This window comes from Seonamhaeicola sp. (assembly GCF_028281565.1).
GTDB lineage: Bacteria > Bacteroidota > Bacteroidia > Flavobacteriales > Flavobacteriaceae > Seonamhaeicola.
Genome location: NZ_JANQJQ010000006.1, coordinates 34,431 through 46,750, shown reverse-complemented (window position 1 = coordinate 46,750; position 12,320 = coordinate 34,431). Strand labels below are relative to the sequence as shown.

Genomic DNA, 12,320 nt, shown 5'->3' with positions numbered 1-12,320 from the left:
ATGTATCAAACACTTCTTAAAATACTAAAGCGATTTTTTACCGATGCCCAGATTTACAAGTACGGTTTTAATTGGTCTTCTATGTACAGGCGTACTACCGGTAAAATTGTTGAGGTTTCAGATGATCTGCATCGGGTTAAAATAAAGATCCCAATCAGTTTCAGAAACAGGAATTATGTGGGCACTATTTTTGGTGGCAGTTTACTATCGGCAACAGACCCCATTTACATGATCCAACTCCTTAATATTTTAGGGGATGATTATATTGTTTGGGATAAGGAAGCTAACATAAAATATAAGCGCCCGGCAAGAGAAGATGTATTTGCAGAGTTTATTTTTACTGAAGAAGAAGTAACGAAAATTAAAGCGGATGTTACCAAATCTAAAGAAATAGATATTGTTAAAACGCTCCATATTGTAACTCATAAAAAGGTTGTTATTGCAGAGCTTACTAAAACGCTTTATGTTGCCAGTAAGGACTTTTACAAAGAAAAGCGCAAACAAAAAGCGGCTGGCAATTAATCATTTTACTTCTGTTTTTAATAGCATAGAATTTTATTATCTTTAGTTTCTACAATAAATTCATTTAAATGAAACTTCTTAAGTTTATTCTTTCTGCTTCGCTCTCCGTTGCAGTTTTTTATTGTTTCAATAATCAAATAGGTGCTATACCTCCGATAGGCAAATTTTTAAATCCGGCTGAAGGTATATGGCAAAATGAACAAGACGATTTTGATGTAACCGATGTTAAAATTGAAGGCTTAAGTGATAAGGTTACCGTACATTATGACGAACACCTGATCCCGCATATTTTTGCTCAAAACAACCTGGACTTATATAAAGCCCAGGGTTACGTTACGGCTAAAAACAGGTTGTGGCAAATGGAATTTCAAACCCACGCCGCCGCCGGAAGATTATCTGAAATTATTGGTGAAATAGCACTAAACTACGATAGAGAACAACGCCGAAAAGGACTGGGTTTTGGTGCCGAAAACGGCCTTGATAAAATTAAAGAAGATCCGGAATCTTTAGCATCGCTTCAAGCTTATAGTGATGGTGTGAATAGTTATATTAAGCAACTTAAACCTAAAGATTATCCGGTTGAATATAAACTTTTGAATTATAGCCCGGAACCATGGTCTGTTGAAAAAACCATGTATTTACTCATGTACATGACCGATATGTTATGTGGTCGTGACACGGATTTAGAGTATACTAACGCATTAAGAAAACTGGGAAAAGAGCGTTTTGATTTTTTGTATCCTGATTTTTTTGAGGTTAATGACCCTGTAATTCCAAAGGAAACCGACTGGAGTTTTATTGATACCCCAATAACTGAGGTTCCACAAAGTGAATTACCGCTAGATACCATTACTGAAGTCATGGCCAAACCACATCCTAATAACGGCAGTAATAATTGGGCTGTAGGGCCTGAAAAATCGTATTCCGGGAATCCTATTTTGGCTAATGATCCACACCTGGGCCTTAACCTGCCTTCCATTTGGTACATTATGCAACTGGCTACGCCCGAACACAATTCTTTCGGGGCAACATTACCAGGTGCTTTGGGTGTTATTTCGGGATTTAATAATCATATTGCCTGGGGTGAAACCAATGCCACCAGGGATGTAAAAGACTGGTATAAGATTGAATTTCAAGACGAAAGCAGAACCAAATACAAGCATGGTGATACTTGGAAAGACACTTCTGTCAGGGTTGAAGAAATTAAAATAAAAGGCCGGGAAACGTTTTTAGATTCCGTTATTTACACACATCACGGCCCTGTAAGTTATGACCAAAACTTTAAAGGTAACGGCAAAAAGAAAGTGGGTTACGCTATGAAATGGACCGGGCATATCGGGCATGATTTTACCAGGCTTTTTCTAGACTTAAACTCAGGAAAAAATTATGACGACTATTTAAAAGCTTTATCCAATCATGTGGCACCGGCTCAAAACTTTGTATTTGCATCCACCGAAGGTGATATAGCACTTTGGATCCAGGGTTTATTTCCAAATAAATGGAAAGGTCAGGGGAAATTCTTATTAGATGGCAGCAACCCGGACCATGACTGGCAAAGTTTTATTCCCAGAAAATATAATGCGCATACCAAAAACCCTGAACGTGGTTTTGTCAGTTCTGCAAATCAACACCCTGTAGATGTATCCTATTCTTTCTATGTATTTAATGATGGTTATGAAGCTTATAGAAATCGGGTGATCAATGATTTTTTCAGATCGAAGGAGACATTCACTATTCAGGATTTTAAAGACCTTCAAAACAACAACTTCAATCTTAAAGCATCTGAGTTATTACCTTATATGCTTGAAAATACAGATACCTCATCACTTTCTGATGAAGAAAAGAAACTTTTCAATATGGTTCAGGACTGGGATTTTAACAGTAACATAGATCAGACAGCACCAAGTATTTGGGATGCCTGGTGGCGCATACTATTTGATTTAACCTGGGATCACACAAAAATTGAAGACGGAAATACAGTGAGAACATTTACTTATCACACGATTAATCTTTTAAAAAACTATCCTGATGATGATTTAATGGATATAGTTGATACCCCTGAAAAAAAAGAAACTTCTCATGATCTGTTTTTAATAAGCTTTAAAGAAGCAGCTAAAACACTTACCGACTGGAAAGCTGAAAACGGAGACTATAATTGGGCGAACTATAAACAACCCTATGTGGGGCACTTATTGCAGGCTCTACCGGCATTTTCAAGATTTAATATTCCCATTGGCGGAGACAGAAACACAGTCAATGCTTCGGACGTAAATCACGGTCCGTCCTGGCGCATGATAGTAGAAATGAGTTCTCCTCCCAAAGCGCTAGGGATTTATCCGGGCGGGCAATCCGGAAATCCTGGAAGCAAATTTTACGACAATTTTATTGACGATTGGGCTGCCGGCAACTACCTGAACCTAAACTTTATACAAGACCAAAATAATACGGACGGTATTATAGTGACTCAAAATTTAACACCATGAACAGAAACCTTTTAAACTTCATAGTAACCATAATTCTGGCATTGGTTTTATCCCAATTTTTACCGTGGTGGTCTGTCATGGTTGCCGCTTTTATAACCTCCATAATCTTGAGGTTGAAAAAAGGAGCGGTTTTTTTTATTCCATTTTTAGCCATAGCACTTTTCTGGATGGTTTATACCTTTTTGTTAAGCTCCGGTAATGACTTTACACTTGCTAAAAAGATTGCCGTGTTATTCCCTCTTGGAGGCAATCCTTATGTCCTTATGCTGGTAACAGGACTCATTGGAGGTATTGCTGCAGGAATTGCCGGGATGTTTGGTAAGCAGTGTGCCTTAATTTTAAATGAGAAAACATGATTTCAAAACTACATTTGGAAAACATATTATTCCTGGATATAGAAACGGTTCCGGAGCACCCGTATTTCTCTGATTTAGATGAAGACAAACAGGCCCTTTGGGAAAGCAAATCACTGTACCAAAGAAAGGATGATTTTACGGCTGAAGAATTTTATGAACGCGCCGGCATTTGGGCTGAATTTGGGAAAATTATTTGTATCTCTGTTGGTTACTTCAATTTTCAGGGAGCCCTTAGAAAGTTTAGGGTAACTTCGTTTTACGGTGATGAAATAGACATTTTAAAAAATTTTAAAAACTTATTGATATCGCATTTTAGTCAAACCAAACATTTACTCTGTGCCCATAACGGTAAAGAATTTGACTTTCCGTATATAGCACGCAGAATGATCATCAATGATATTGAACTGCCTTATAAGCTAAACCTGTTCGGTAAAAAACCCTGGGAAGTGCCTCACCTGGATACTTTAGAGCTATGGAAGTTTGGCGACTACAAAACCTATACATCGTTAAAATTATTGACCAATGTTTTAGGCATTCCATCGCCTAAAGATGATATTGATGGCAGTGAAGTTTACAGTGTGTATTATGAAGAAAATAATATTGACAGGATTATAACATATTGTGAAAAAGACACCATTGCTGTAGCCCAAATTCTATTAAGGTTACGAGGCGATGACATTTTAACTGACCATGAAATTATTCATATTTAGTCTTATCTACCAAAAAAAAACAATATTGCTATAGACCTACCAGGTTTTTAAAACCTGGTAGGTCTGGTGAACATAAAACACACAAATGCAAAAACAACCCGTTTTATCCGTTAAAGACCTTTCCATTTCATTTGGTGACAATGAAGTAATTCATAATATTTCTTATGACCTAAAGGAAAACGAAATTTTAGGCATTGTTGGTGAATCCGGTTCCGGTAAATCGGTTTCTTCTTTAGCTATTTTAGGGCTGCTTCCCAAAAACATTTCGAAGATCACATCGGGCAATATTATTTACCATGAAGGGGATTTAACAACACTGCCCCCGGAAGCATTTCAGGGTATTCGCGGTAATAAAATTGCCATGATATTCCAGGAACCTATGAGTTCTTTAAATCCGTCAATGACTTGTGGGAAACAAGTGCTGGAAATCCTATTGAAGCATACCGCTTTATCAAAATCTGATGCAAAAAACGAAGTCATTTCACTGTTTAAAAAAGTAAAATTACCTGACCCGAAACGCCTTTTTAAGGCGTATCCACATGAAATTTCCGGTGGTCAAAAGCAACGGGTTATGATTGCTATGGCTATTGCCTGTAAACCGGATATTTTAATTGCTGACGAGCCCACAACTGCCTTAGATGTAACCGTACAAAAAGATATTATTAAGCTGCTGAAAACGCTTCAAACCGAAACCAGGATGAGTGTTATTTTTATCACACATGACCTGGCTTTAATTTCAGAAATAGCGGACAGGGTTTTGGTCATGTACCAGGGTAGCATTGTTGAAGAGGGAGCGGTTTCAAAAATATTCAAGGCACCTCAGCACAATTATACGAAGGCACTTATTAACTCCCGACCCTCTTTAAACACAAGGCTAAAAGTATTGCCAACCATTCAGGATTATTTAGACGATTCTATTTCAAAAGAAATAATAACAAGTGAACAGCGTAAACTTCAACATGAAAAACTATATAGTAATCCACCATTACTGGAAGTTATAAATGTTGAGAAAACATATATTTCCAAATCCGGTTGGTTTTCAAAACCCAAAGCCTTTAAAGCCGTCAATAAAGTAAGTTTTAAACTTTATGAAGGTGAAACTTTAGGGTTGGTTGGTGAATCCGGTTGCGGGAAATCTACTTTGGGAAATGCCATTCTTCAACTGGATAAAGCTACGGCAGGACAAATTCTATACAACGGGACCGATATTACCAAACTTTCCAAATCAGAGGTTAAAAAACTTCGGAAAGACATTCAAATCATTTTCCAGGACCCCTATTCATCGTTAAACCCCAGAATTCCCGTTGGCGAGGCCATAATGGAACCCATGCGGGTTCACAAACTGTTCCATTCTGATAAAGAACGCAAAGAAAATGTAATTGAGATACTAAACAGCGTTGGACTGTCTGAAGATCATTTTAATCGCTATCCACACGAGTTTTCCGGCGGACAAAGACAACGTATCGGTATAGCAAGAACTATAGCACTACAACCTAAATTAATTGTTTGTGACGAATCCGTTTCGGCACTGGACATCTCTGTACAAGCACAAGTACTAAACTTACTTAACGACCTAAAAGAAGCTTTTGGATTTACCTATATATTTATTTCGCACGATTTAGCTGTGGTTAAATATATGTCTGACCAATTATTGGTAATGAACCAGGGTCAAATTGAAGAACTGGATGAAGCTGACATCATTTACAACACACCCAGGAAAGCCTATACCAAAAAATTAATTGATGCCATACCAAAAGGCATTTTATAGCATAAATATCTTCTTAGTTAAGTAAAACAAACTTTTAAAAAAACGAATGTTTTCTTGAAGCGTTTCTTTCAATTTATTTTCATCCAATGGTACCTGCTCTTCTTGGCAAGTCTCAATTGTGGGTAGTTCAGGAATATTTGGTTCCATAATTCTGTAGGTTAAGTTCAAGGTAGATTTGGAAAAATCTATTATTTGGTTTGGTTAATTTGGGGATAGCTAATATCATAACATTTTTTCAATTAATCAGATTAAAAGTCATAAAAATCGATGAAATACATTTTATTTTAACACTAAGTAAGTATAGTAATACAGTTTTAATTGAGATTAATTGAAAATCATCACTATTCAACCTGCATTTAAATCTTTATATTTGATAACAGAAAAACAGCTTTATTCAATGAAAAAACTTTGGGAAGGTTCAAACGCATTCAAACAAAACAGCCATTTAAAAACCTATTGTAATTGGCTTAAAGAACACCATGGCTTACAATTTGATGATTACCAGGACTTATGGGCATGGTCCATTGACAACACAGAGCCGTTTTGGGAAAGCATTTGGAACTATTTTGAAGTAAAGTCCTATGCGCCTTATACCCGGGTTTTATCCTCATATAATATGCCCGGTTGCAAGTGGTTTGAAGGTGCTACTTTAAATTATGCGGAACATATTTTCAGGCAATCCAAACCTGGAGAAACCGCTATTTTCTTTAGTAATGAATCCGGAAAACAACTGGAAATCTCATGGGAGGAACTTGAAAAAAAGGTGGCCTCTATGGCTACTTATTTTAAATCGCTTGGAGTTGCTAAAGGAGATTGCGTAGTGGCATATTTGCCTAATGTTCCGGAAGCAACCATAGCATTTTTGGCAGCCAATGCATTAGGCGCTATTTGGTCCAGCACCTCACCTGACTTTGGTACTGAAAGTGTAGTCAATAGATTTGCTCAAATAAAGCCTAAAGTTTTAATTGCTGTAGACGGGTATAGCTATAACGGAAAGCCTTACGACAAAACAGAAACTGTAAAACAAATCGTTAGCTCACTGCCTACCTTAGAACAGGTTATTGTATTGCCATATTTAAATGATAAAGCCATTGATAGCCTTTCAGATGAATATATAGATATCAATGCCATTTTCAATATGGATGCCGATAAGTTACAATTTCAACCTGTAGATTTTAACCATCCTATATGGGTATTGTATTCGTCTGGAACCACAGGGTTGCCTAAAGCGATTGTCCATTCGCATGGTGGTATTTTATTGGAACACTATAAGTACATGGCTTTCCACAATGATACCCATGAAGGTGAACGCTATTTTTGGTTCACAACAACCGGTTGGATGATGTGGAACTTTTTGCAATCAGCTTTACTTATGGGCGCTTCTATTGTATTATATGACGGAAGTCCAACCTATCCGAAATTTGATTCGCTTTGGAGTTTTTCAGATGATCTGGGTATTAATCATTTTGGGACAAGTGCACCCTATTTGGTAGCCAATATGAAAAAACAACTCAATATTAAAGTACAACATAATTTATCATCTGTAAGATCTATAAGCTCTACCGGTGCACCGCTGCCTGCCGAAGCTTTTGATTATGTTTATAATAACATAAAAACGGATGTTTGGCTTTGCTCTATGGCCGGTGGAACGGATGTTTGTACTGCTTTTGTAGGTGGCACACCGTTATACGCCGTACATTCCGGGGAAATACAGTGTCGTGCTTTAGGCGTATCTTTATTTGCATTAGATGATATGGGTAATCCTGTTGAAGATGATTTAGGCGAAATGGTGATTGATAAACCCATGCCTTCCATGCCCATTTACTTTTGGAACGATACAGACCAGGCCCGGTATAAAGCGAGTTATTTTGAAGATTATCCCGGAAAATGGCGGCATGGTGATTTTATAAAGATCAATTCTAAAACCAGGGGGCTCGTGATTTATGGTCGCTCGGATGCTACGCTCAACAGGCATGGTATTAGAATTGGTACCAGTGAAATATACAGAGCCGTTAATAAAATAAAGGCTGTAGAAGATGCTTTAATAATCAATCTTGAACTGGAAGGCGGTAAGCACTATATGCCTTTGTTTGTCAAGCTAAAAGATGGCGTTTCTTTAACCGAGGACATTAAACAAGACATTAATAGTCAGTTAAAAAGTGATTATTCGCCACGCCATGTACCGGATGACATTATTGTGGTTGACGATATTCCTTATACCATTAGTGGTAAGAAAATGGAAGCTCCTGTTAAAAAGATCTTGCTTAAAATGCCAATAGAAAAATCTATAAACATAGATGCTATGCGCAACCCGGAATCTGTCCGGTTTTTTATAGAGTTTGCTGAAACAATATAGGTTTAACCAAAGTCTAAATCCGGGGTTTCTTCCTCCAGTTCATCTTCAATTGTAGCCTCTTTTTTGATTTTAGAACAATCAACCTCTATTGATAATTCTTCAGGCTCCTCGAATTCTTCCTTAGACACATTAAGGGTTTCATCGGCATAGCAGCTTTTCATATACAAGCCCCAGATGGGTAAGGCCATGGCTGCCCCTTGTCCGTAAGTTATATCTTTAAAATGGGCTGCCCTATCTTCAGCGCCCACCCAAACACCTGTAACCAAGTTAGGGACCATACCCATAAACCAACCATCACTTTGGTTTTGAGTCGTCCCTGTTTTCCCGGCAATAGGGTTTTCAAATTCATAGGGGTAACCGGTTACCACTTCTCTGTAGTCAACTCTGTAAGCATCCCTGCCTTTTCCCCTTAATCGAGCACCTGAACCATATTGAGTAACACCCTCCATAAGCTTTACCGTTACATAAGCGGTTTCCTCGCTTAAAACATCCCGGGTTTCTGGCTTAAACTGATATAAAACGGTTCCATTCTTGTCTTCAATAGTAGTTACCATAACAGGTTTTGTATAAACACCCTTATTGGCAAAAGTTGAATAAGCACCTACCATCTCATAAACACTAATATCAGCTGTTCCCAAAGCAATAGCTGGAGTTGCGAGCATATCGGATTCTATACCCAATTTTCTGGCTAAATCAACCACCGGCTGTGGTCCTACTTTATCGATTAATCTGGCAGTAATGGTGTTTACAGAATTAGCCAAGGCATTTTGTAAGGTTCTTGTTCCTCCATAATCATCTTCCCCTCCGGAATTTCTGGGACACCATTCCTCCATATTACCATGCTTCATTTTTTCTATGCAATAAGGTGTGTCCGGAAATTCATCACAGGGTGAATAATGTAACTGATCTATAGCCGCAGTATAGACTAATGGCTTAAAAGTGGATCCTATTTGACGCTTCCCCTGCTTCACCATATCATACTGGAAATGTCTGTAGTTCATCCCACCCACCCAGGCTTTTACATGCCCCGTATGAGGATCCATTGACATCATACCTGTACGTAAAAACGATTTATAATAGCGCATGGAGTCCCACGGTTTCATCACTGTATCAACTTCGCTGGCAACGCCATCTTTCCATTCAAAAACAGTCATTTTTGTGGGCTTTTGAAACGATTCTTTTATCTCTTTATCAGATTTTTTCAAATCATACTTCATATGCCTCCAGCGTTCTGATTGTCGCATAGAATTACGCATCAAAGTATCAATAGCTCCTCGTGTTAATTCTAAAAACGGTGCTGTAGGATTTCGTTTTGGGGTGTTTTGATGAAAAAACTCAGCCTGCAACCTGGGCATATGCTGTTGAACAGCCTCTTCAGCATATTTTTGCATCCGTGAATCAATGGTAGTATAAACCTTAAGTCCATCACTATTAATATTATATTTTGAACCATCAGGCTTTCTGTTTTCTTCTTTTTCAGCCCAATCTTTCATAAAACTTCTTAAATATTCCCTAAAATAGGTTGCTAATCCTTCTCTGTGTGATTCCGGGGTATATTTTACATCTAACTCTGTTTCCTGAAGTGAATCCTTAACAGCTTCAGTTATGTACTCATACTTATACATTTGACCCAAAACCACATTACGTCTGTTTTTAACTCCAATAGGGTTTCTCAATGGATTATACAATGCTGAATTTTTGAACATTCCTACCAACATGGCGGACTCCTTTAAAGACAATTCTTTCGGTTCTTTCCCGAAATAAATCCGAGCCGCACTTCTAATGCCATCTGCATTATTTAAAAAATCGTATTTATTAAAATACTGAACAATAATTTCTTCTTTAGTGTATTGACGCTCTAAACGAGTAGCAATAACCCATTCCTTCACCTTTTGAATCATTCTCTTAACAATATTACCGGAAGCTTTTTTAGTGAAAAATAATTTAGCTAATTGTTGAGATATGGTACTGGCACCTCCTCTTCCACCTAGAAAAACAGCGGCTCTCAGTGTCCCTCTGGCATCAACTCCGGAATGGTTACGAAAACGAGCATCTTCAGTAGCAATTAACGCATCCACCAAATGCTGAGGTAAATCATCAAAACCAACTGGTGTTCTGTTATCATTGAAATAGAATTTCCCTAAGGTTTGTCCATCAGAAGATATGATTTCGGTGGCCAGGTTAGATTTCAGATTTTCCAATTGCGTATGATCAGGCATTTCACCTAACCAGCCCCAGGAAGCTGCTAAAAAAATAAGTCCTACTGATAATATCGCACCAGAAAAAAACATCCAAAACCAACGAATGTATTTTGAAAAATCTGGGGCAGCGGTTTTTTTCTTTTTTGTTGTCATCATTTAAGTGCCTTAAGTTCTAGGTGTCTTAAGTATTTAAAGTTATGATTGTTATTTTGTGTCCGGCTTTTCAATTCTAAAGCCTACATCGGTAATTCCTTCAAGTTCAACAACGCCATGAACCTTTCCGTTCTCTCTCATGGCTTGTTGAATTTTAACGGTATATTCTCCGGCTTCCTGAAAAACAACCTGTTCTTTATACCAAAGTTTATTTTCTTTAACATCGGTATATCCGGTTCCTAAGAGCTTACCACCAGGGTCCGCCATTCTGTATTCCAGCGTATCTTTAACAGTTTTCCCGTGCGGGAAGACCATTTCAACAATCAAAAACAAATTGTTGTACTTATACGCATTGGTATTTCTTAAATTAACAAATAAATTGTAGGCATTTGTTGAATCCGGCGGTGTTACTTTAAAGCTTACAATAGAATCTTTATGCCAAGTATTGGGAATAGATTTATAGGTGTCAAACACGCGGTTTGAATCACAGGAAACCCATACAAAAGAAAGCATAACAACGAATGACCAAATACTTGTCTTGAGCGCAGTCGAAAGGTTATTTTGCCGCATTTTTACTGTTTTGAGGTTTTCTTTTGTTTCTGTTTCGATTATTCTTTCTGTTCCTATTATTTTTACGTCGTCTTTTTGATTTTGGATTATCAAAACGTGTTAAACTATCTTGACCTACAACGTTCTCAAACTCCGTTTTAGTATCTTCAACAAGGTCTGCAGCATACTCCTCAAGACTGGCAACCTTTTGTTTTTTCTTATTTAAATCTATGATCTCATTAACCTGATCTGTGGTTAATTTATGCCAATTGTTCCACTCACCTTCGTAGGCGTACCACAGATGCCTTTTAAAAATATCGGTTTTTTGGCATACGGCAATTCCCTTTTCAGTCTGAAGTTTTGCATCTGTTTTAGGAAAGTCTTTCAAAGCATCCAGATACGTATCCAGCTCATAGTTCAAACAGCACTTTAACTTACCACATTGACCTGCCAATTTTTGAGGATTTAATGATAATTGCTGATAACGAGCCGCTGAGGTACTCACCGAACGGAAATCTGTTAACCAGGTAGAGCAACACAGTTCACGTCCGCAAGAACCAATACCTCCAAGCCTTGAGGCTTCCTGACGGAAACCAACCTGTTTCATTTCTATACGCGTTCTGAACTCACGGGCAAACACTTTAATAAGTTCTCTGAAATCCACGCGTTCTTCTGCGGTGTAATAGAACGTGGCTTTACTACCATCACCTTGAAATTCAATATCTGAAATCTTCATTTCCAAACTCAGATCAATGGCAAACTGACGTGCTTTCACCTTCATGGGTTCTTCCCTGTCACGCGACTTAGTCCAGATATCAATATCTTTTTGAGACGCCTTTCGGTAAATTTTAAGGCCTTCGTCTATATTGTCGGAGATATTTTTACGCTTCATTTGAACACGCACCAATTCTCCGGCCAGGGTGATCATACCAATATCATGACCTGCTTTAGCCTGTGTAGCCACAATGTCGCCAATACTCAGTGAAATATTATCGGGGTTATGATAGTACTCTTTCCTGCCATTTTTATAACGGACTTCAACCCAGTTATAGGGTTTTTCCACATTAGGAAGTGACATGTTTGACAACCAATCAAAAACGGTTAGTTTATTACAACTGTCAGACCCGCAAGTACCATTATTTTTACAGCCTTTTGGTTGGCCATCTTTAGTAGAACAGCTTGTACAAGCCATAGATTTATATATTGAATTCGCTAATAATTA

At 37.9% G+C, this 12,320-nt stretch carries 10 protein-coding genes; 6 read left to right on the top strand and 4 right to left on the bottom strand.

Going from position 1 to position 12,320, the window contains the following annotated elements:
* From Q0983_RS02080 to Q0983_RS02060, 5 genes are all read left to right on the top strand, one after another.
* On the top strand, positions 1–522 hold the full coding sequence (locus Q0983_RS02080) for a DUF4442 domain-containing protein (RefSeq protein WP_299548007.1): 522 nt from the start codon (positions 1–3) through the stop codon (positions 520–522).
* A 68-nt stretch (positions 523–590) separates the two neighbouring features.
* Positions 591–3,005: a penicillin acylase family protein gene (locus tag Q0983_RS02075; protein WP_299548004.1), complete on the top strand. Its 2,415-nt coding sequence runs from the start codon at positions 591–593 to the stop codon at positions 3,003–3,005.
* On the top strand, positions 3,002–3,361 hold the full coding sequence (locus Q0983_RS02070) for a hypothetical protein (protein WP_299548002.1): 360 nt from the start codon (positions 3,002–3,004) through the stop codon (positions 3,359–3,361). Before Q0983_RS02075 ends, Q0983_RS02070 begins: the two co-directional genes overlap by 4 nt.
* Complete coding sequence (locus Q0983_RS02065; protein ID WP_299548000.1) at positions 3,358–4,071, top strand: 3'-5' exonuclease; 714 nt, start codon at positions 3,358–3,360, stop codon at positions 4,069–4,071. The genes Q0983_RS02070 and Q0983_RS02065 overlap by 4 nt, the downstream gene beginning before the upstream one ends.
* 85 nt (positions 4,072–4,156) lie before the next feature.
* On the top strand, positions 4,157–5,839 hold the full coding sequence (locus tag Q0983_RS02060) for an ABC transporter ATP-binding protein (protein WP_299547998.1): 1,683 nt from the start codon (positions 4,157–4,159) through the stop codon (positions 5,837–5,839).
* On the opposite strand, the gene Q0983_RS02055 is transcribed toward Q0983_RS02060, so the two are convergent.
* Positions 5,834–5,986, bottom strand: a complete 153-nt coding sequence (locus Q0983_RS02055; RefSeq protein ID WP_299547996.1) for a hypothetical protein — start codon at positions 5,984–5,986, stop codon at positions 5,834–5,836. The genes Q0983_RS02060 and Q0983_RS02055 overlap by 6 nt on opposite strands.
* Positions 5,987–6,236: 250 nt before the next feature.
* On the opposite strand from Q0983_RS02055, the gene Q0983_RS02050 reads away from it, so the two are divergent.
* Positions 6,237–8,195 (top strand): acetoacetate--CoA ligase, encoded by a 1,959-nt coding sequence (locus Q0983_RS02050; protein ID WP_299547994.1) that lies wholly within the window; start codon positions 6,237–6,239, stop codon positions 8,193–8,195.
* 2 nt (positions 8,196–8,197) lie between these two features.
* Here the strand turns inward: Q0983_RS02050 and Q0983_RS02045 are convergent, their stop codons facing one another.
* From Q0983_RS02045 to ricT, 3 genes are read right to left on the bottom strand one after another with little or no spacing between them, the layout of a single operon-like run.
* Positions 8,198–10,552 carry a transglycosylase domain-containing protein gene (locus tag Q0983_RS02045; protein WP_299547992.1) on the bottom strand — a complete coding sequence of 785 codons (2,355 nt, stop codon included), beginning with the start codon at positions 10,550–10,552 and terminating at the stop codon, positions 8,198–8,200.
* Between the two features lie 48 nt (positions 10,553–10,600).
* Positions 10,601–11,119, bottom strand: a complete 519-nt coding sequence (locus Q0983_RS02040; RefSeq protein WP_299547990.1) for a gliding motility lipoprotein GldH — start codon at positions 11,117–11,119, stop codon at positions 10,601–10,603.
* The gene (gene ricT / locus Q0983_RS02035) at positions 11,106–12,290 is read right to left on the bottom strand and encodes a regulatory iron-sulfur-containing complex subunit RicT (RefSeq protein ID WP_299547988.1); all 1,185 of its coding nucleotides are present in this window, start codon (positions 12,288–12,290) and stop codon (positions 11,106–11,108) included. Before ricT ends, Q0983_RS02040 begins: the two co-directional genes overlap by 14 nt.
* Positions 12,291–12,320: the final 30 nt, after the last annotated feature.

Excerpts from the sequence above, each read along its gene's own strand:
- Q0983_RS02055 (WP_299547996.1), bottom strand. The coding sequence starts at position 5,986 with ATGGAACCAAATATTCCTGAACTACCCACAATTGAGACTTGCCAAGAA.
- Q0983_RS02065 (WP_299548000.1), top strand. The coding sequence starts at position 3,358 with ATGATTTCAAAACTACATTTGGAAAACATATTATTCCTGGATATAGAA.
- Q0983_RS02040 (WP_299547990.1), bottom strand. The coding sequence starts at position 11,119 with ATGCGGCAAAATAACCTTTCGACTGCGCTCAAGACAAGTATTTGGTCA.
- Q0983_RS02060 (WP_299547998.1), top strand. The coding sequence starts at position 4,157 with ATGCAAAAACAACCCGTTTTATCCGTTAAAGACCTTTCCATTTCATTT.
- ricT (WP_299547988.1), bottom strand. The coding sequence starts at position 12,290 with ATGGCTTGTACAAGCTGTTCTACTAAAGATGGCCAACCAAAAGGCTGT.
- Q0983_RS02050 (WP_299547994.1), top strand. The coding sequence starts at position 6,237 with ATGAAAAAACTTTGGGAAGGTTCAAACGCATTCAAACAAAACAGCCAT.
- Q0983_RS02070 (WP_299548002.1), top strand. The coding sequence starts at position 3,002 with ATGAACAGAAACCTTTTAAACTTCATAGTAACCATAATTCTGGCATTG.
- Q0983_RS02045 (WP_299547992.1), bottom strand. The coding sequence starts at position 10,552 with ATGATGACAACAAAAAAGAAAAAAACCGCTGCCCCAGATTTTTCAAAA.
- Q0983_RS02075 (WP_299548004.1), top strand. The coding sequence starts at position 591 with ATGAAACTTCTTAAGTTTATTCTTTCTGCTTCGCTCTCCGTTGCAGTT.
- Q0983_RS02080 (WP_299548007.1), top strand. The coding sequence starts at position 1 with ATGTATCAAACACTTCTTAAAATACTAAAGCGATTTTTTACCGATGCC.